Annotated in this window: 17 protein-coding genes; 7 read left to right on the forward strand and 10 right to left on the reverse strand. The window is 30.7% G+C overall.

What is annotated here, in order from left to right:
- Window positions 1–112: 112 nt before the first annotated feature.
- Window positions 113–871, forward strand: coding sequence for a Fic family protein (locus RCH18_RS14165; protein WP_326937447.1), 759 nt, complete (start codon window positions 113–115; stop codon window positions 869–871).
- 515 nt (window positions 872–1,386) lie between these two features.
- On the opposite strand, the gene RCH18_RS14170 is transcribed toward RCH18_RS14165, so the two are convergent.
- From RCH18_RS14170 to RCH18_RS14180, 3 genes are all read right to left on the reverse strand, one after another.
- Entirely contained in the window at window positions 1,387–2,352 is a 966-nt protein-coding gene (locus tag RCH18_RS14170) for a sterol desaturase family protein (protein WP_326937423.1), read from the reverse strand.
- A gap of 297 nt (window positions 2,353–2,649) precedes the next feature.
- Entirely contained in the window at window positions 2,650–3,201 is a 552-nt protein-coding gene (locus RCH18_RS14175; RefSeq protein WP_326937424.1) for a photosystem reaction center subunit H, read from the reverse strand.
- Between the two features lie 24 nt (window positions 3,202–3,225).
- Window positions 3,226–3,807 (reverse strand): hypothetical protein, encoded by a 582-nt coding sequence (locus RCH18_RS14180; protein WP_326937425.1) that lies wholly within the window; start codon window positions 3,805–3,807, stop codon window positions 3,226–3,228.
- Window positions 3,808–5,051: 1,244 nt separating this feature from the next.
- On the opposite strand from RCH18_RS14180, the gene RCH18_RS14185 reads away from it, so the two are divergent.
- A complete protein-coding gene (locus RCH18_RS14185; protein WP_326937426.1) occupies window positions 5,052–5,450 on the forward strand; it encodes a DUF2452 domain-containing protein in 399 nt (132 codons plus the stop codon).
- A 368-nt stretch (window positions 5,451–5,818) separates the two neighbouring features.
- On the opposite strand, the gene RCH18_RS14190 is transcribed toward RCH18_RS14185, so the two are convergent.
- On the reverse strand, window positions 5,819–7,183 hold the full coding sequence (locus tag RCH18_RS14190; protein WP_326937427.1) for a flavin-containing monooxygenase: 1,365 nt from the start codon (window positions 7,181–7,183) through the stop codon (window positions 5,819–5,821).
- 484 nt (window positions 7,184–7,667) lie between these two features.
- Here RCH18_RS14190 and RCH18_RS14195 point away from each other — a divergent pair, with 484 nt between their 5' ends.
- Window positions 7,668–8,258: a M15 family metallopeptidase gene (locus RCH18_RS14195; RefSeq protein ID WP_326937448.1), complete on the forward strand. Its 591-nt coding sequence runs from the start codon at window positions 7,668–7,670 to the stop codon at window positions 8,256–8,258.
- Here RCH18_RS14195 and RCH18_RS14200 read toward each other — a convergent pair whose 3' ends face one another.
- The 6 genes from RCH18_RS14200 to tsaD form a co-directional block, all read right to left on the reverse strand.
- Window positions 8,259–8,825, reverse strand: coding sequence for a hypothetical protein (locus RCH18_RS14200; protein ID WP_326937428.1), 567 nt, complete (start codon window positions 8,823–8,825; stop codon window positions 8,259–8,261).
- Entirely contained in the window at window positions 8,825–10,009 is a 1,185-nt protein-coding gene (locus RCH18_RS14205; RefSeq protein ID WP_326937429.1) for a THUMP-like domain-containing protein, read from the reverse strand. Before RCH18_RS14205 ends, RCH18_RS14200 begins: the two co-directional genes overlap by 1 nt.
- A 2-nt stretch (window positions 10,010–10,011) precedes the next feature.
- On the reverse strand, window positions 10,012–11,103 hold the full coding sequence (locus RCH18_RS14210) for an AI-2E family transporter (RefSeq protein ID WP_326937430.1): 1,092 nt from the start codon (window positions 11,101–11,103) through the stop codon (window positions 10,012–10,014).
- A 66-nt stretch (window positions 11,104–11,169) separates the two neighbouring features.
- Window positions 11,170–11,808 (reverse strand): DUF4159 domain-containing protein, encoded by a 639-nt coding sequence (locus tag RCH18_RS14215; RefSeq protein ID WP_326937431.1) that lies wholly within the window; start codon window positions 11,806–11,808, stop codon window positions 11,170–11,172.
- Between the two features lie 6 nt (window positions 11,809–11,814).
- Window positions 11,815–12,522 (reverse strand): 16S rRNA (uracil(1498)-N(3))-methyltransferase, encoded by a 708-nt coding sequence (locus tag RCH18_RS14220; protein WP_326937432.1) that lies wholly within the window; start codon window positions 12,520–12,522, stop codon window positions 11,815–11,817.
- A 2-nt stretch (window positions 12,523–12,524) separates the two neighbouring features.
- A complete protein-coding gene (gene tsaD, locus RCH18_RS14225) occupies window positions 12,525–13,547 on the reverse strand; it encodes a tRNA (adenosine(37)-N6)-threonylcarbamoyltransferase complex transferase subunit TsaD (protein ID WP_326937433.1) in 1,023 nt (340 codons plus the stop codon).
- A 227-nt stretch (window positions 13,548–13,774) separates the two neighbouring features.
- Here tsaD and RCH18_RS14230 point away from each other — a divergent pair, with 227 nt between their 5' ends.
- From RCH18_RS14230 to RCH18_RS14245, 4 genes are all read left to right on the forward strand, one after another.
- Window positions 13,775–18,181, forward strand: coding sequence for a translocation/assembly module TamB domain-containing protein (locus RCH18_RS14230; protein WP_326937434.1), 4,407 nt, complete (start codon window positions 13,775–13,777; stop codon window positions 18,179–18,181).
- Window positions 18,182–18,559: 378 nt separating this feature from the next.
- Complete coding sequence (pfkA, locus tag RCH18_RS14235) at window positions 18,560–19,546, forward strand: 6-phosphofructokinase (RefSeq protein WP_326937435.1); 987 nt, start codon at window positions 18,560–18,562, stop codon at window positions 19,544–19,546.
- Between the two features lie 104 nt (window positions 19,547–19,650).
- Window positions 19,651–20,655 carry a type I glyceraldehyde-3-phosphate dehydrogenase gene (gene gap / locus RCH18_RS14240; RefSeq protein ID WP_326937436.1) on the forward strand — a complete coding sequence of 335 codons (1,005 nt, stop codon included), beginning with the start codon at window positions 19,651–19,653 and terminating at the stop codon, window positions 20,653–20,655.
- Between the two features lie 128 nt (window positions 20,656–20,783).
- Window positions 20,784–21,635, forward strand: coding sequence for an N-acetylglucosamine kinase (locus tag RCH18_RS14245; protein ID WP_326937437.1), 852 nt, complete (start codon window positions 20,784–20,786; stop codon window positions 21,633–21,635).
- The last annotated feature ends 170 nt before the right edge of the window (window positions 21,636–21,805 follow it).

The raw sequence follows: 21,805 nt of genomic DNA on the forward strand, positions 1-21,805 counted from the left end.
GATATATGTTGCATCTTTAAATGTACAAATTTTCTCGCTTATAAACAAAATTAAATACTATATTTGATGCAAGTAAAACGGTGGTTTTTTCACAGACTGACGTTATAAAGAACTGCTAGGTGAGGAGCGTTTATTTGGATGGCATGCAGCTCTTTTTCCAACAGGTAGGAGCGGAATGTATAAAATAAAAACTGCGGACTGGCGCGATAGTATTATGCAAGTAACATCAGGTGCGATGGGGAGAGAAATAGTTCACTTTGAAGCACCAGTAGCGGAAAAAGTACCCTATGAGATGGATGTCTTTTTTGATTGGTTTAACTCCGATCAATCACTTTATCCTGTATTGAAAGCTGCTTTTGCACATTTGTGGTTTGTTACAATACATCCTTTTGACGACGGGAACGGTCGTATTACTCGAGCTATTACTGATACGCAGTTACCACGAGCTGATCAAAGTAAAAAACGATTTTACTCTATGTCAGCACAAATTCAAATTGAGCGTAAGGCATATTACAGTATATTAGAAAAAACGCAAAAAGGGGATCTAAATATTACAGACTGGTTGCAGTGGTTTTTAGACTGTTTATTACGTTCTACGAAGCAAACAGACCAAACTATTGAAATGACTTTAAAACGTGCTCAATTTTGGGAAACTAATCACGCTGTTGACTTTAATCATCGTCAACAGAAGGTTACTCAATTGTTACTTGATAACTTTTTCGGAAAATTGACGGTTTCTAAGTACGCAAAGATAACTGGCGTTTCTACTGATACTGCTTTAAGAGATTTGCAAGATTTAATATTTAAAGGTATTTTATTGCAGGAAGGTGCAGGGAGAGGTACGAGTTATAAATTAATTGATATAATGTAAATATTTGCTATTACGTAAATTACCTTAAACAGTGTTTAACGCTGTTTCACTAAAGCTTTAAAAAGAAAAAAATATTGATCTTATAATATATATACTTACGAAGGAAGCATCTAAATAATGTATGAATATTAACTTGCTCAAGTAACCTCAATACAACAAACAATACTTAAAAACACCTCAAATAAACAAAAACAACTACCCATAATTGTCATACTGAAGAAGGAAGTATCTAAACAATATAGGAGTGTAAAGTTGGTCAAGTAACTATAAAATACCACAAATAAACAAAAACAACGACCCATAATTGTAATCCTAACGAAGGAAGTATATAAACAATATATAAATATTTAGTTGCTCAAGTCACCATAATTAAATCAAATTAATAGATCGCTCCGAAAATTGACATAAAAAATAAAGAATCCAAAACAAATAATTAATTCAATAACTCAATCAATGGCTCTAATAAAAGATAACCTGTGTAATCGCTAATAAAAAAAATTAACTCTTAAATCTTATTATACACTATCATTTTCATTTTCAACAGCGGTACTCAAGACTTCAGTATCAATTGCAATCAACTGCTCTTTTTTCTTTAAATATAGAGCATTAAATTGAGATTTTACAGCTTCCAGTTTTGATGGGCTTGTAAATGTCAATGCATAGGCCTCTTTCAAAGACCGACTGTAGACGACATCCATAACAATATCCTTCCACTCGTGAAAGTTTAAGGTAATGGGGTTGTAAGATTTAATTGGAGTAGTGAGACCATAAACTGTTTGCTCATCCTCTTCTTGAAAAGTCCCAAACATTCGATCCCAAATTATAAAAGTAGATCCAAAGTTTTTATCTAAAAATCGGGTGTTAGTTGAATGATGTACTCTATGGTGTGAAGGGGTAACAAAAACATATTCAATGGGAGCAGGTAGTTTTCTGATGTGTTCTGTATGAACCCAGAATTGATAAAGTACTTCAATTTGGTGACAGATAAAAAATAAAACAGGGTCAAATCCCATCAATATTACAGGAATAAAAAAGATGAATTTTATATGTTGGGTCCAACTCAATCGAAACGCTACTGATAGATTATATTTTTCAGAATTGTGATGCGTCACATGAGTAGCCCACCAAAAGCGGTTGACGTGCGTTAATCGATGTGACCAATATCTAAAAAAGTCAATTGATATAATACACAAAACATAAGCCCACCAAACTGTGGGAATACTCCAAGGAACGAGATTGTGAAAAAATAATATAACACCAAAAATGGCTAATTTTAATACAGCCGCGATTCCAATATTAACAAGTCCAATAAATGTAGCCGATGCCGTATCTAAGCTATTATAGTAATCTTTTTTTTGAATAAAGGTAAGTATCCATTCTACTATCACCAGTAATATTAAAGGGATAGCAGCATATTTAATTATATCTAATCCCACTAACTGATCTAGCAATTCGTCCATAGTTAAGGGATCTTTTTTCATCTTTAAAATTTTAGAAGTATATATAAAAAATTATCAAAAAATATGTACTTTACAAAGCAATTGTATATAAGAAAAACATCTCAAATTTTTCTTTGAGATGTTTTTCTTAATCATTATGTACACTCAAGAATTTTAGGTAACAAGAAATGCAAAAATGCTTTTTTAAAAAAACAAACTTTTAATCTAAACAGCTGCTTCAATAATCATTTTAAAAAATTTTAATGAAAAATTGTATTTAGTCAGCTGTAAGAAATATTTTATCTCATTATCATTACTAAAGCGCAGAACTACTATAACTTAATCTTTAATCGGTGGAAAAAACTCCTTACGATTGTAGAAAGAGTCATTAGGAATTCTTTGTTCATTAGAAAAATCATTTTCTGTGGCAACATTACTTTCATCAGCTACCACCGCAATTTCATAGTGAGGTAAAACCATCAGCTCATAAGAACGATCTAATTCCATTCCTTTTTTGAAACGTTTTGTTTTTACAAAAGTGGAATAATTGATTGAATTACAGTGAACTTTAGATGAATCTTCGTCAAGGGTTACTAAACCAATAGGTATAATTAAATGCGTATCTCCTTTATCATTTAGAAACTCATGAACACCATCGGTCGTAGGTTTTCCAAAAGTTTGATGTCCTTGTTCTATTAAAGCTTCATCCACTTCTACATCAAGATAAACAACACGTTCTGCCTCTTTACTTACTAGCAATCCATCTACTTTACCGATCACTTTGTAATCGGAATCTAATACTTTCCAATCTCTAACATCAGAATAATTATCGGCAACTTTATAATCAGATAGTTCATGTAAATAGTATAAATTTTTATTTTCGTCTTTCATAATTTTAGATTTTAATAGGTTTGATTAATTCATTTTTGTCAGTAAGTCTGCTGCAGTAGTAAAGAAGTTTTTAACAGCATCTTTCTGATCAAGTGTTAAAACAGCCGGATTAATTCCTGCAGCTGCAGCTTTCACCGAGTCCGCTTCAGCAGTCAAATTTGAGTATTTTTCTTGTTGTAAATTTTTTAAAGCCATGCTTAAAATATCGGCAGCGCCTTTAATTTTGTCGCTATGATTCGTGGCTGTTGGATCTTTTTGTATTTCTTCGGTAAATTGTCGTGCCTTTGCAATGTCAGCTGAAATATCAAAATTTTGTTTATTTGCGGTTGCCTCTACAGCTGTAGTCAATTTATTAAGTGCTTCACTACTATACTCGTGATCCAATCCCATTTTATCAGGATCATTATTTACAAACATTATATAATCCGAAACAGCATTGTTATCTTCCATAGGCTGAACCATTTCTGTGTCGGTATCGGTAACCACTTCTTGCACATTTGTCTCATCGGTTCTAAAGAAGAAAAACCAAATTGCAGCAATAATACCAAGTAATAAAAATATCCATGGCCAAATCGAAGTTTTCTTTTCTATTTTAATTTCTGTCATAATAATTGTTTTTTAAGTTAATTTTTAGTGCGTAATACAATTTAATAATGGTTAATTTTTTTTAAATACATCATAATAGATATAAAAAGTTATAGTTATTTCCGATATTCAACTCAGTTTTTGCTATAATTTTTGAAGTATAAATTTTAAAGGTGCTTTCCTGAGCATAATAAAATTTTTTTTACAAATGAAAAAATGAGCTGTTATTGAGATTTTTTTGATTTATAAAGTTGGTAATGTCTATATTTTTTTCAAATTCAATATCTTTTATATCTTCCTGAAATCTGGACATTTACTCCTAAATATGAACGGTGGCAATAACATGATGACCATAATGAGCCAAACCTATTGCGGTTTACTTGCCAAGCCCTGAACCAGCATCATTAATTAAAATAGTTTTTTTCTTCATAATAATTTCCTTAATTATTTATATTTCAAATTATAAAAACAAACATAATTCAAAGTTATCATTGTTAATTGATGGAACACTTACAAGATTTTAAATAAAATTTGTAATTTTCAAAGATTAATCAATTGTTAAAATGATACTACATAGAAGTTATATGGATTAGTAATTACATAAGTATGTTAATACAAAAAATAGAATTTAGTAGTAAAATCGGAATCACTACTCAAGAATCATTATAACCTTCAACTATGCATTCGATAAATAATTTATAAGGTCGATAGAAAAAAATTACATCAATTGATTACAAGAGATCTTTTATTAAATTGTTATAAAATCTTTTATATCTGACTTTTATAAAAATTTTAGTGGTCATCTTTACAGTCTTTTAAAGGAAAGTCTCCAAATGCGATGGTTATTATTTCACTATGGTATATTGAGTAGTTTTATAAGCTAATAATATCAAGAATAGTCAATGATCATTGCTCACGATTTTAAAAAATATAAATTAGAACTCATTTACTAATTGACTTTTACTTTATAATTAGTTGTAGGTATCTGAAAAATGCGCGTCTACCAAATTTTCTTTAACTCAATCGATAATTGATTCCAACAGACATAAATTGATATAACTAATGTAGCAGTGATGTTCGTAATATAACGTATTTCGAACTTTAATTTTGTTTATCTATAAATTAATAATGTTAAACAAAAAATATAATTTATATTTGTAAAAAATTTGAGAAGTCAATATAATTATTGAAAAATAGAAGTGATTGATTTAGCGATTTCTTTTAAAATCTCAATTTTCGAATATAATTTTGATATAGCACAAATAATGGAAAATAAAAAACCTGATAATATAGTATATTCAGAAACTGATGGATATAACGCCAATGTTTTGCCTTATGGCACTAGTGTGGGTGCTCCAGCAATTAGAGTTGATGATTTAGTTTCGTGGAAGAGCAGAGGAATTACCACGGTCAATAAGCAATTTGCCAGTAAATTTGATGAACTTAAAGCACAGTATCAAAGTTTAATTGAAGAATTTGAATGGAATGAATTAGTGTATAATTCTAAATTCTCATTCGAACCCGTTATCGGTGAGATCTACCATTTATACAGAAGTCATAATGGCACTGATTTTCTTTCGTTGATCGGACCACTGGAGTGGAATAAAGAACACATTGGCACATTTAAACTGAATAGTGAGAAAAAGTGGATTCATCTTTCTTGATATTGTCATTATTTAAAATTTGATTTTCAATATTTGAAAGCACTGTAATCTATATACATACATTTGATAAAATCGCAAGCTCTGCAATTAAGTAATATTTGAAAATCATTAATTTTATTTTTTTTTCACGTTAAGTTTTTCGAACAACCCAAGACAATCTCTAACCAAAAAGTTTATTCTTTTAAGTTTTAGAATCCGCTCAGGATAAAAAAAAAGATTTGAAATTCACTTTGGATTCTGCAAACCTCTACTTTTTAATTTTAAATTGTGAAAATTTATTTGTCTAATAACGTATTAAAATATCTTTAAATTATAAAACCACCCTATAATAATAAAGGGTGGTTTTTAATTTGAAAAAAGTAAAATGATTAATTGGAAATTTCCTCTTCTTGATGATAAAGATATCTTTCCTTACTATCATCTAGCTCATCCATCCACTCTGTATGATGCTGTGCAGCCATTGTACCTGTAACAACACTTTGATATGTTTTATCTCTATAAGTGAGAATATTATCTTCCTTATCTTGCAGCCATTCTTTGAACATCTGAGCTACTTTATCAACATTAAAATGAGGGTAATCTGAAAGACTAAGTAAATCTTTGATGTAATCTGACTGAAAATCAACATTATCTAAGCTCCCTTCTAATTTATTATTTCTCTCTAACCAATTATCAATATCCAGTCTTCGTTCTGCTTCTGCTGGTATGGATAAACGTTTCATTATGTAATCCCGAGCTACCCAAGCCTGAGTATCAAACATATTAAAAGTATAATACTGATCTTGCATTCCCAAATAAATAAGTTGAGGCAAGGAATTAAAAAAGATTCCTTTATATAAATGATCGGGAAATAAATTATTTTTAGTTTTTAAACGAAGTTCATCTGGTAAAAACGGAAATTTATGTTGGTAACCCGTACACATTATTACAGCATCAAATTTTTCACTTTTGCCATCTTTAAAGAAAGCAATGTTTTCTTCAAAGTGAGTCACCATAGGAAGTTCCTTTATTCCTTCGGGCCAATCGATTCCAATTGGATTACTTCTATAACTCAATGTCACTGACTTTGCACCATGTTTAAAACATTGCACGCCAATATCTTCAGCAGAATAGCTACTACCAATAAGGAGTATGGAGCGATCTTTAAATTGATCAGCACCTCTAAAATCATGCGCGTGCATCACCGTGCCAGGAAAATTCTCAATTCCTTTGAAATAAGGCATATTAGGCGTAGAAAAATGGCCAGAGGCAACAACTAAAAAGTCTAATTCTTCAGAATAGGTTTTGTCAATTTTTAAATCATCTAAAATGACATTAAATTTTTTTGTATTCTCATCATAGCTTACCCAGCGAACTGTAGTGTCAAAACGGATATAATCTCTGGCATTACTTTTTTTAATTCGTCCTTGTATATAGTCAAATAAAACAGGTCTAGGTGGATAAGAAGATATTGGTTTTTTAAAATGCTCATCGAATGAGTAATCGGAAAATTCTAAACATTCTTTAGGTCCATTAGACCAAAGATATTTGTACATACTGCCGTGAAGTGGTTCCCCATATTTTCCCACGCCAGTTCGCCAAGAATAATTCCACATACCGCCCCAATTATCTTGTTTCTCAAAACATATAATTTCTGGCATTGCATATCCTTTTTCTTTTAAAGCTTCAAAAGCACGGATTTGCGCTAAACCGCTAGGACCCGCACCAATTATACCGATACGTTTGTCTTTCATAGAATTTTTATTCATGTGATCTAATAATAATAGAGAATTTATCTTTTTTTAAAAAGACAAACCTCAATGGTTAATAATCTAATGTGAAAATTGCTACAGAATGCAGCGGAAAGAGTATAATACTCTAAAATGGAAATAAATTGAATAGATTTTCAAAAATAGAATTTCCAGTACGAACTGTTATATTCAGTGTTATTGCTAAAATACAATTTTTAAGTCAAAAAGTCAAATTAAATGGTAATAACCATATTGTATTTCCTATAAAATTCCAATTTTGACCTAAAAATTTTATGATGACACTCACAATAATAAAATCAAATTAGTCACTCATATTAGCTATTTTACCTTGCAGTGTCAAATAAAATAAATAATTATCAGTTTGCATTGAAAAAAATCTATTAATAAACTTAATTTTATAAAAAAATACATTTTGATGAGCACAAAGATTAAATATAGCATACTTCTGGTAGCACTTTTTTACATTATGCCCATAAAGGCGCAAATCACTATTATTCAAACTACCGTTAGCGATACTTCTTTTGTCAATTTAAAAAAGTATAGCCAAGACTTTGCTTACGATATGAAATACGCAACTGCGGATAATTTTTTAAAGGAAAAAGTGTATGATTGCGGGGAGTGTTATTTGCGTTTAAAAACGGTAAAAGCATTAATAGAAGCCAATAATAAATTTATTGAAAAAGGATACCGCATTAAAATTTTTGATTGCTATCGTCCTTTAGATATTCAAAAAAGAATGTGGGCTATTGTTTCTAATCCTATATATGTTGCTGATCCCGCTAAAGGATCCATTCACAATAAAGGTGGAGCAGTAGATATTACCTTAGTAGATCAAAAAGGGAAGGAACTACAAATGGGAACTTCTTTTGATCATTTTGGTAAAGAAGCTAGCCATGAGTATAGCAATTTGTCGCAAAAAATTAAAAATAACAGACAGCTATTAAAATCAGTTATGACTAGCAGCGGTTTTAACCCTTTTAATTCAGAATGGTGGCATTATAATCTTAAAACTGGACTTAATGATAAAGTGTCTAACTTTAAATGGGATTGTAATTAGTTATTCAATACATTTTAAGTTTTCTATAAAATATCTTTCAGGAAAGTAGGTTTGGTTATTTAACTCTGATGTAAATTCTTTTTTCATTATATAATCTTCAGTATCGGTAAGATACTTAATACGCATCATCGAAACTGCTGAAGTTTTAAGATCTTCAAAATTATCTTTGGTAAACAAAAAGATTCCGGAGTTGACTCTATTATCAAAACCCTTATCATCGCGGATCATTGTACCGCAATTTTCTTGATCGATGTGGACTAAAGTCACAATTTTTCCATTGTTTAGCTGTAAAAATATCTTTGAGTTTTTATCAAAGCAATTCGCTTTTATAAATTCTTTACTTTTTTGCAAAAATTGTATGTTTAGAGAAGGTACTCCATCTGTATTTGCTAACGAATAAAATATATAGCTTGAAGTGCCTGCAAAGTTTTTTTCGCTAATCATATATTCCTTAGTTTCCTTATAAGTCCCAATAGAATCATTGACGTTAGTGGTATACTCACATGGTTTTTGTGCTAATACAGTGCAGCTAAAAAGAAAAAAAGATAGTAAAAGTAGGTGTTTCATTATAATTGAATTTTGGTGCAAATTAAAACTATTTTTTCATTATTTATATCAGTTGTAAAGAAACAATAGCAATTCCCGCCATCTTTTATTTTCCATTTTTTGCGGATCATTTCTACGGTATCAGGAAAATTGCGTGTTGTGATATTTGCTTTTTTGTTTTCTAAAAATTCTTTCATTTCTGGCTTACGGTATGGAAACGAATTTTCAATTTCAAATATTCTACCTGGAAACGGAATTAAAGTGTTAGATGTGTATAAATGAGAATGTTTGTGAAGTTTGTTTACATTATAAAAAGCACCCACTTCATCAAAACCTCCTGATTTCATAATGGCGCTATTGGGTTCGTATAAATATTTATCACGAGATGTGTACGGCAGAGCTACAAAAACTTCGTTTCGTATAAACTTAAAAAATTCTAGTTTGTCTTTTAAAATATTAACGGTTTGGATAGTAATCTTTCCTGAAAAACCAGCGTGCAACTCCCATAATAATTCCTTAACCTCATTTTCAACTGCTATAATATGAATTGTTTTCACTTGCTGCAATTCAGCTAATCCTGCTGAAATATCTAGTAATGGTGCTGTTTTTATTAAAATAGATTTAGAATATTTAAAATATAATTCTAAGTTTTCGGGGACATTTGGTACGCAATCTTTTAGCAAGAATACCTTTCCTTTTATATCACTACGTCGAGAAGGGTCGATATAAATCCAATCCCATTTTATAGCTAATTCAGTAAGAATAATTGAGCTATCACCAGAATAACAATACACATTTGAGACAGCAAGTTGCTCAAAATTATGTTTTACAATGGTAGATAATTCGGCGTTTATTTCGCAGTGCGCAACTGATGTAACGTTTTTAGCAAAATAATAATCGTCTACCCCATAACCACCAGTTAAATCAATCAAACTATCGCCTGAAACGATTGAGGCTTTGTAAGAAGCTGTTTTTTCTGATGAGGTTTGCTCGATCGATATTTTGCTGGGATAAATAATATTTGCAGTCTTAAACCAGCTTGGCAATTTATCTTTTGATTTTGCTTTAGCTTCAATTTGGTTCAAAATCTTTGGCCAAGAAATATATGGAAAGGGGTTTTTTTGTAACGCTATTACAGCGATATTATTAGCAATGTTTGCATTAATAAAAGTTTGTACTTTTTCACTGAGAATCTGTTGATCCAAAATTATATGTCTTTAGTAAGTAGTTTAATAATTTGATTTTCGGGAAAAAATTCTTTTCCAACCACTTTGATGATAGTGTATAAAGGAACCGCCACGATCATACCTAAAATTCCAAAAAGAAATCCTGCACTAAGTATCACTAAGAAAATTTCTAGTGGATGAGAACTAACACTTTTTGAGAAAATAATAGGTTGTGAGGCGTTGTTATCTATAATTTGAACAATCCAGAAACCTATTAATACATAAATGGTAGTAGGTAGTATTTCTGTTTGGAAGTCACTTCCTAAATTACTCAACATACTCAAAACAGCTGCTAGTACAGAAGCGATTAATGGGCCAATATATGGAATTATATTTAGCACTGCGCATAAAAATGCGATAATAAGTGCATTCGGAATTCCGAAAATAACTAAGACTATTAAATATAAAATAAATACAATAAATAATTGTAAAAGTAATCCAATAAAGTAGCGAGATAGCAGTGAATTTATCTTTTCTAGAGAATTTAAAATTTGATCTTCATGTGAATTTGGAATTAATTTTCTGGCTCCTGAAATAAACATTCTTCGATCTTTTAGGAAAAAGAAAGTAATAAATAAGACGGATCCCAATCCCATTCCAAAACTACTGATAGTTCCTAATATTGTATTTAAGAAATTAGGAATAAAATTAAAATTTATTTTTGATGTTATATTCGCTTCCTTTAAGACTTGCGCAGAATCAATTTGGTGTCCATCTAAGAACAGGGTAATTTGATCAATTAACTGCATAATATCTTTTTCAATTTCGCCAGTATTTAATAAGGATAGATTTTGGCCTTGGGCCAAAATTAAAGGTACAAACAACATTATAAAACCAAAAATGATCAAGATAAATATAAACAACACCGCTATTGTCGCAAAAACATGATTAAACTTTAATCGTCTTTTAAAGAAATCTAAAATAGGATTTCCAATTAAAGTAAGTATTAATGAAATGACTAAATAAATTAAAACGGATTGAATAGTATAGAAAAATGACAAGGCTAAGCCAATCACTAAAATTGTTAATAAAGCTCTTAAAATTCCGTTTGCAATAATCTTAGATGTAATCATGCTTGTATTTGTATTTTTTAATATAGATAAATAGCTAAATTATTTAACCGTTTAGTAATTGTATATTTAATTATTAAAGATATAGCTTATTATGTTAGCGCCCATTTTCAATGCTTTTTCCCGAACTTCTTTTGGATCGTTATTGACTTCTACATCTTCCCAACCATCACCTAAATCGCTTTCATAAGTGTACAATAAAACTAACTTATTTTCGACAAATATTCCAAAAGCTTGAGGTCGTTTACCATCATGTTCATGTATTTTAGGCAAGCCATTTGGGAATGAGTACGGCTTTTGGAAAATTAAATGATTAGCAGGAATTTCGACCAACTCATTAGTGGGGAATATTTTTTTTATCTCTTTTCTGATATATTGATCCATTCCATAATTATCATCGATATGAAGAAATCCACCTGCTGATAAATAATTTTTGATATTACTAGTATCATCACTGTTAAATACAACATTGCCGTGACCTGTCAAGTGAACATAAGGATAGGAAAATAAATCAGAATTGCTAGGCTCAACCGTCACTGGTTTTAAAGCAATTTTAGTATTGATATTCGCGTTACAAAATTTTATCAAATTAGGCAGTGAAGTGGGATTTGCATACCAGTCGCCGCCACCGCTATATTTCATTAAGGCAATTTCTTGCGAGAATGAAGATATAGTAAAAAGTAGAAAAAGATAGCAAATTGATTTCATATTTATTTAATCTTCATTGACATAAACTACACTATGACAGGCTACAATTGCAGCAGTTTCGGTGCGCAACCTAGTATTGCCTAAGGTAACTGGGGTATACTCTTTACTCAAAGCAAGCGCGATTTCTTTTTCGGAAAAGTCTCCTTCAGGTCCAATTAAAATGGTTAAGTTTTGATTGGGTTTCAAAATTGATTTCAACGTTTTTTTATCGGTCTCCTCGCAGTGCGCTATCAATTTAATGTTGTCATTATGTAAGCTAATAAACTCTTTGAATGTAATAGCAGGATTCAATTTTGGTAAATATAATTCATTAGACTGCTTCATCGCGGCTAATAAAATTTTATCAAAACGTTCCTGATTGATCACTTTTCTCTCAGAATGATCACATATAATAGGTGTTATTTCCTGAATGCCAATTTCAGTGGCTTTTTCTAAAAACCATTCGTACCTATCATTCATTTTCGTTGGCGCTACTGCTAGATGCAATCTAGATTTAGCTGGAGCCGCTTTTTCAAATGATATAATTTTTACGGTGCATTTACTATCTGATGCTAATGTGATTTCTGTTTTAAAAAGAAAGCCCAAACCATTAGTCACAAATAAAATATCAGTATCTTTTTTTCGCAATACTTTAATAATATGTTTACTTTCTTCTTTGTCAAAAGTAAAATTTTCTGTAGTTTCGTCTATATTTGGATTGTAAAATAATTGCATAATTATAATTGTATTCTTGCTTTAGAAACAACAGCTGAAGTTTCAAATGTTTGATTTAAAAATTTTTGATAGCCTACAATTCCTATCATTGCAGCATTATCAGTAGTGTATTCAAATTTAGGTATAAAAGTTTTCCAACCATAAATTCCCTCTGCATTTTTTAAAGTGGTTCGAATGCCAGAATTAGCCGAAACACCGCCTCCAATGGCAATTTGTTTGATTTTTGTTTCTTTGACTGCTAATTTTAATTTATCCATTAAGATTTCAACAATAGTATATTGAATTGATGCGCAGATATCATTTAAGTTTTCATCAACAAAATTTGGATTTTCTAATTTTTTCTTTTGAATAAAATACAATATAGCCGTTTTCAATCCTGAAAAACTAAAGTCTAATCCTGCCACTTTGGGTTTTGTAAAAGCAAAAGCTTTTGGGTTTCCTAACTGAGCGTATTTATCAATCAAAGGTCCGCCAGGGTAGGGAAGGCCTAAAATTTTCGCACTTTTATCAAATGCTTCTCCTACTGCGTCATCAGTTGTTTCGCCTATTATCGTCATTTCAAAAAAGTCATCTACTTTGATAATTTGGGTATGTCCGCCGCTTATGGTTAAGGCCAGAAATGGAAAAGTGGGTTTTTCAAAACCTTCTTCGTCAATAAAATGGGCTAAAACGTGCGCTTGCATGTGATTTACGGCAATAAGTGGAATGTTGAGCGCTAACGCTACTGATTTAGCAAATGAACTTCCTACTAATAATGAACCCATTAATCCTGGACCTTGTGTAAATGCAATGGCTGATAATTGCTCTTTTTGTATATTAGCTTTTCGAAGTGCAGCGTCAACTACAGGAACAATATTTTGTTGATGTGCTCTTGAAGCTAGTTCTGGAACAACACCACCATATTGCGTATGAATCAGCTGATTTGCCACAACATTTGATAGTACTTTGTCGTTTCGTAAAACAGCCGCCGCAGTATCATCACAGGAACTTTCGATGGCAAGAATAAAAACGTCGGGATTTTGCATAAAAAGGCACTAATTTTGAATTACTTTTGACAAATCAAAAAAATATTTTTATTTTTTGTCAAACGTCAAAAATAAAGAATTTTTATTAAAGCCGCTCCGTTTCTAAAGGCAAAATAAAATAGTAGCAAATTTAATAGTAAACTGGTATCAAAAAATTATTTAAAATAGTATTTCGCTCCTTCATTGGGTTACTGCTGCTTTTGTTGGTTATTGCTATTGCTCTTACTTTGCCTTTCGTCCAAACTAAAATCGCTCAATATTTTACTAATTCCATCAATAAAGATTTTGGAACTAATATTACTATCGATGGTGTTGCTATTTCGGTTTTTGGAGGCATAAAGTTTAAAGAAGTGTTGATTAGAGATCATCGCAAAGACACTTTGATCTATTCCCGACGCATAGCGACCACTGTTTTAGAAGGTAAAAAGTTATTAGATGGCGATTTAATTTTTGATGATTTGGAGCTGCAAGGATTATTATTTAATTTAAAAACTTACAAAAACGAAAAGATCTCTAATTTAGATCAATTTATAAACGCTTTTGAAACGGGTAAGCCCTCCACTAGAAAGTTTTTGCTAAAAGCAAATAAACTAAAAATCCATAATGGACATTTTATTTTAACAGATGAAAATCGTCAAAATCCTAAAGATGTTGATTTTACAAAGTTAAATGCTTCCGTGACAAATTTTATGATTTTTGGTCCTGATGTTACGGCTTCGATTCAAAAAATGTCATTTTTAGATTTTAGAGGATTGTATGTTAAAAATCTAAAATCTGATTTAACCTACACGAAGAAAAATATTAAGCTCGAAAAACTAAATTTAGAAACAAAAGAATCTAAATTGATAGGAGACGTAATTTTAAAGTACAAAATTACAGATTTCACTAATTTTAATGATAAAGTTCGTTTTGAAATTCAACTAAATTCGGCTTCTATTGCATCTAATGATATTCGCTATTTTTATGATGAAATAGGTAAAAACCAACAGTTTTTTATAAAATCAAAGATTAGTGGAACCCTAAACGATTTAACTTTTAAAAATCTTAAATTGATTGATAAACGTAAGACTGAACTTATAGGCGATCTTAATTTTAAAAATTTATTTGGCAAAGACAAACAAAGATTTTCAATGGTTGCTGCATTTGATAAGCTAACGTCTACTTATGATGATTTAGTGGTTATCTTACCCAATATCCTGGGGAATAAACTACCTACTTCCTTACAAAAAATAGGACGTTTTACTACATCAGGTACTGCCCAAGTTTCTGCTACTACTGTGGAAGCTGATTTTGCAATGACCACAGCAGTAGGAAATGTTACATCAAAATTAGCCATTCGCAATATTGATAATATTGATAAAGCTTCTTATATAGGAAATGTTATCTTAGATAATTTTAATGCTGGTGCCTTATTAGATCAAAAAGATCTTGGTAGGGTAAGTATGAATATTGATGTTGATGGACGTGGATTTAAACAAAAATATTTAGATACTGCTATCAAAGGAGAAATTAGCCAAATAGAATATAATAAATATAATTACACTAATATTACAGTTGATGGGGCATTAAAAAGTCCGGAATATATAGGGAAGATCTCCGTGGACGATCCAAATTTAAATATGACTTTTGATGGATTATTAGATTTAAAAAATAAAGATAGTCGTTACGATTTTCATGTTAATGTTCAAAATGCCAACTTGACTAAGTTGAAATTAACAGATGATTCTATTTCAGTATTTAAAGGCGATGTATTAATTCAAGCAGCCGGTAACAATATTGAGAATTTCCATGGCAATGTTTTTATAAATGAAACATCGTATCAAAATGATAAAGACACTTATGTTTTTGACGATTTTACAATTAATTCTGTTTTTGATGAAAATAAGGTTAGAACAATTACAGTCAATTCACCGGATATTGTACAAGGTGAAATTGTGGGTAAATATGAATTTAATCAATTAGAAAATTTAGTTAAAAATTCTTTAGGTAGTTTATACGCCAATTTTAAACCTAATAAAGTAAAAAAAGGACAGTTTTTAAAATTTGATTTTTCTATTTACAGTAAAATTATTGAAGTCTTTTTTCCTGATATTTCTATAGGTGCTAATACCATTGCTAAAGGATCAATCAATTCTGATAATCAAGAATTTAAATTTAATTTTAACTCTCCACAGATTATAGTTGCGGATAATAAACTGGATAATATCAGAATTTCTATAGATAATAAAAATCCACTTTATAATGCGTATGTGGAGTTAGACAGTATTAAAACTAAATATTATAAAATACAAGATTTTAGTTTAATCAATGTCACTATCAAGGATACATTATTCTTTCGTTCTGAATTTAAGGGTGGAAGTAACGCACAGGATTATTTCAATTTAAACTTATATCATACGATCAATAAGGATAATAATAATGTTGTAGGAATCAGTAAATCAGAAGTGAAATTCAAAGATTATCTATGGTTTTTAAATGAAACTGAAACGGCGGACAATCAAATAATTTTTGATAAATCATTCAGAAATTTTAGTATTGATAATATTGTACTTTCGCACGAAAACCAATCTATTTCGCTAGCAGGTATCTTTAAAGGTCCAACGGTCAAAGACTTAAAACTTAACTTTAAAGATGTCGATTTAAATCAAATTACACCCGCAAATAATAAATTCGTTTTACAAGGAAATATTAATGGTGAAGTGAGTTTTAAGCAAAACCAAAATGCCTATCAGCCTACAGCTTCTATCATAATTGATAACTTAAATGTAAATAAAATAGATTTAGGAATACTAAATTTTGATATTGAGGGAGACGAAAACCTGCAGAAGTTTACCATAAATTCAGATTTAGAAAACAAAAATTTAGAATCTTTTAATGCCGATGGAAGTTTTGAGATTGTAGACAAACAAACCATTCTTGACTTACAACTAAAATTTGATAAATTCAATATTGCCACATTAAACTCACTTGGTGGTGATGTTTTATCTAATATTAGAGGTTCCATATCTGGTAATGCTATTATCGAAGGCAATTTAAATAAACCCAATATCAACGGGCGTTTATTTTTAGATAAAGGAGGTATCACAATACCATACTTAAATGTTGATTATGGTTTAAGTGAAAACACCATCATAGATCTAACTGATGAGCAATTCTTGTTTCGAAATAACACACTGACTGACACTAAATATGGATCAACAGGAAATTTAAATGGTTTTATTGAACACAATAACTTTACTGATTGGAAACTTGATTTAGCTATTAGTTCTAAAAGGTTGCTTGCCTTAGATACAAAAGATAGTGAAGATGCCGCTTATTATGGAACGGCATTCATAGATGGTATAGCTACTATTAAAGGTCCTACGAATTCCTTATTTATAAAAGTAGATGCTAAGTCAGAAAAAGGAACAGCAGTCAAAATTCCTATTAACAATGCGCAAAGTGTAAGTGATAATATATTTCTCCATTTTGTAACGGAGAAAGAAAAATATAATTTAAGTAACGGAATCGTTGATAATATTAGAAGTTACAATGGTTTAGAATTAGAATTTGATTTTGATATTACACCTGATGCCGAAGTAGAAGTGATCTTAGATAGAAATACAGGTCATGGGATGAGAGGAAAAGGATTTGGATCTTTATTATTTAAAATTAATACTCTTGGAAAATTTAATATGTGGGGAGATTTCCAAGCGTATGAAGGAACTTATAATTTTAAATACGGCGGATTAATTGACAAAAAATTTGAAGTAAAAAAAGGAGGTTCAATTACTTGGGAAGGCAATCCAATGAAAGCGCAACTTAACCTTGAAGCAGTATATAATACTTTAGCAAATCCTGCAGTATTGCTTGATAATTCATCATTTAATGCTAAAGTTCCTGTTGAGGTAATCATAGGAGTGCGAGGTGATCTTACCAGTCCAGAACCCGATTTTAACATTGAATTTCCAACGGTGAGTAGTGTTCTGAAATCAGAAATTCAATATAAATTAAATGATAAAGATGTAAGACAAACACAGGCATTATACTTACTATCTTCAGGAGGGTTTTTAAGTCCAGAGGGAGTGAGTCAATCTGATTTTTCAGGTAGTTTATTTGAAACAGCATCTAGTATTTTAGGTGGAATTATTCAGTCTGATGATGAGAAATTTAAAGTTGGTATTAATTTTATTGGTGCTGACCGAAGGATAGGTAAGGAAACGGACGGTCGTTTTGTGGCTACAATATCCTCAAAGATCAACGAAAGAGTAACCATCAATGGAAAACTGGGAGTTCCTTTTGGCGGAATTAATGAATCTGCAATTGTAGGCGATGTTGAAGTTCTTTTTAGAGTCAATGAAGATGGAACACTGAATCTTAGACTTTTTAATAAAGAAAATGATATTAATTATGTGGGTCAAGGAATTGGTTATACACAGGGCTTGGGTATTTCTTACGAAGTAGATTTTGATACTTTTAAAGAGTTTGTCAATAAAATTTTCAAAAATTTAAAATTTGAAAAAGTCAGTACTCCAGTTGCTGAAGACCAAGATTCTAATTTATCTCCAGAATATATTAAATTTCAGCGCTCTAAAAAACCATTTACGGAACGTATTCCAAATAATAGAGAAGGTTTGATTCCTGATGAATATTAAGATAAACTGCACAATCTTTTTAAAAAAAGATTAATGGAATTTTCTAAAAAATGCAATTAGTCCATAAAGTATCAGCAGAATTTCAAGTGCTTTAATTCATTTAATTTGAAAGTCTGAACGATTCATTAGCAGCGATCATTATCTAAAAATCAAAATTACTGTAATAACTATTTTTGTTAAAAATTAAATAAGTAGCTAACTTTTATCAATAAATATTGACTATTTTTATGTTTTATTAAATATTCTTCAATTTTATTTTAATAACTGTAAAACTTATCAACGAAAACGTTTGAATTAAGGTTGTTTTTCTAAATTATAGAACTCGCGTTCGTGAAAGTGATTATTCTTTGTTATTTTTACACTTTAATACTTTAAATAATGCCAAAAACAATTAAAAAAGTTGGTGTTCTTACCTCAGGAGGAGATTCTCCAGGAATGAATGCTGCAATACGGTCCGTTGTACGTACCTGTGCTTATCATGGAATAGAATGTATCGGAATATATAGAGGATATCAAGGGATGATTGAAGGGGACTTCAAAGAAATGGGACCTAGAAGTGTCAATAATATTGTCAATAAAGGAGGAACAGTACTAAAATCGGCACGCTCATCTGATTTTAAAACGGAAGAAGGTAGAAAGAAAGCGCATGAAAATTTGGTTAACGCCGGCATTGATGCATTAGTGGTCATAGGTGGCGACGGTACTTTTACAGGTGCATTGTTGTTTAACAATGAATTTAATTTCCCAATAATGGGAATTCCTGGTACCATTGATAATGATATTTTTGGAACTAGTTATACTTTAGGTTACGACACAGCATTGAATACAGTTGTTGAAGTAATAGATAAAATTCGAGATACTGCCAGTTCTCACAACCGTCTTTTCTTTGTAGAGGTAATGGGAAGAGATGCGGGTCATCTTGCTTTAAACGCTGGAATTGGTGCAGGTGCAGAAGAGATTCTTATACCGGAAGAGGATTTAGGATTAGAACGTTTGTTAGAATCGTTACAAAAAAGTAAAGCTTCAGGAAAATCTTCGAGTATTGTGGTTATCGCCGAAGGAGATAAAATAGGCAAAAATGTCTTTGAACTAAAAGATTATGTTGAGGCTAACTTACCTGAATATGATGTTAGAGTTTCGGTGTTGGGACACATGCAACGTGGTGGTTCTCCTTCCTGTTTTGACAGAGTTCTTGCAAGCAGGTTAGGAGTAAAAGCAGTAGAATCATTAATAGAGGGTAAATCTAATTATATGGTTGGTTTAAAAAACGACAAAGTTATACTAACACCTTTAGAGCAAGCTATTAAAGGGAAAACTGAAATTGATAGAGAATTATTAAGGGTTTCAGATATAATGTCTACTTAATAGTCAGAAGGTTTTAAGCACTACGCTTAAGGCCACAAAAAGTATATAAAATTAATTTTAATAATAGCATAAAGCACACAGCTTATTGCGTAAAGCTCAAAAAAATGTCAAAAGTAAAATTAGGAATAAACGGATTCGGAAGAATAGGAAGAATAGTTTTTAGAGAAACTTTCAACAGAGATAATGTAGAGGTAGTCGCTATAAACGATTTATTAGATGTAGATCACTTAGCTTATTTATTAAAGTATGATTCAGTGCATGGTCGCTTTAATGGAACTGTTGAAGTGAAAGAAGGAAAATTATACGTAAACGGAAGAAACATTCGTATCACAGCTGAAAGAAATCCAGCAGATTTGAAATGGAATGAAGTTGATGTAGATGTTGTTGCAGAGTGTACAGGTTTTTTTACCACATTAGAAACTGCAAAAGCACATATCGAAGGTGGTGCTAAGAAAGTTATTATTTCTGCTCCTTCAGCTGATGCTCCTATGTTTGTAATGGGTGTTAATCATGAAAAAGCTTTGGCTTCTGACACTATTGTTTCTAATGCATCTTGTACTACTAATTGTTTAGCGCCTCTAGCTAAAGTTATTAATGATAATTTTGGAATCGTAGAAGCTTTAATGACTACAGTTCATGCTACTACATCAACACAAATGACAACTGATGGTCCTTCTAAAAAGGATTGGAGAGGCGGGCGTGCTGCTTCTTGTAATATTATACCATCTTCAACGGGTGCCGCTAAAGCTGTTGGAAAAGTGATACCAGAATTAAATGGAAAACTTACTGGTATGGCTTTCCGTGTTCCTACAACAGATGTCTCGGCAGTAGATTTAACGGTAAAAGTAGCTAAAGAAACTTCTTATGAAGAAATAATGGCAGTTTTAAAAACAGCATCGGAAACAACGATGAAAGGTATTTTAGGATATACCGAAGATTTAGTAGTTTCACAAGATTTTGTATCTGATCCTAGAACTTCAATTGTTGATGTAAATGCGGGTATAGGTTTGAATTCCACATTTTTCAAAATCATTTCTTGGTACGATAATGAATATGGTTATTCAAGTAAATTAATCGATTTATCAGTACATATTGCAGGTTTAAAATAAATCTATATATTTACAAAATCCCGTTAGCATTTTTAGCGGGATTTTATTTTTTTGTTACTTTTTAAAAAAGGTTTTTTAAATTTATTTTATACAAGTAGCTATAACCAAAAATTAAAAACCAGATAGAAATGAGATTAATAGTTGATAGTGGCTCTACTAAAGCGGATTGGATTGCAATAAACGAAGAAGGAAAAGTATTATTTACCACGCAAACTTTAGGATTGAATCCTGAAATTCTTGAAGATCATGAAATTATTGAACGATTAAACGATCGTTTTGATATTTTACAAAATAAAAAAGAAGCTACGCACTTGTTTTTTTATGGTGCAGGTTGTGGAACAGACAGAATGAAAATAGCTTTGTCAGAGATTTTCAAAGATTATTTTTCAAATGCAATTATTTCTGTAGAGGAGGACACTTACGCAGCCGTTTACGCCACTACACCAAAAGGGGAAAAAGCTATTGTAAGTATTCTTGGAACAGGATCAAACTGTAGTTATTTTGATGGAAAAGATTTGCATCAAAAAGTGCAGTCATTAGGTTATATAATTATGGATGATTGTAGTGGTAATGTTTTTGGTAAACAATTAATTAGAAAATATTACTTTAACAAAATGCCACAGGAATTAGCAGTTGAATTTGAAAAAGAATATGATTTAGATCCTGATGCTATCAAAAGCAAGTTGTATAAAGAAGCGAATCCCAATGCATATTTAGCGACTTATGCAAAATTTTTGATTCAACATAAAGATCACGAATTTTGCAAAAAGATCATTTTTAAAGAAATGAAATCATTTGTCAAAAATTATATTAAACAATTTGATAATTGCAAAGAAGTGCCTATTCACTTTGTAGGTTCTATTGCTTTTTATTTGAAAGAAGAATTACAAGAGACTTTTAATAAATACGACTTGCAATTAGGTAATGTTTTAAGAAGACCTATTGATGGACTTATAGCGTTTCATATTGCTAATAAATAGTTTTTTTTAGTCGTTAGTCCTTAGTCCTTAATGTGCGAGTCCTCATTAATTGAGGTATTTAATTTATAGTTTTACCACTTTAGTATTTGGATTAATATAATTTTTAAATTTCAAAAACTTTATATGATCGCTAGGTATTCTTAAACTTGAGACCAAGGATTAATAACTAA

It is taken from the genome of Flavobacterium sp. PL11, assembly GCF_035985025.1.
Classification (GTDB): domain Bacteria; phylum Bacteroidota; class Bacteroidia; order Flavobacteriales; family Flavobacteriaceae; genus Flavobacterium.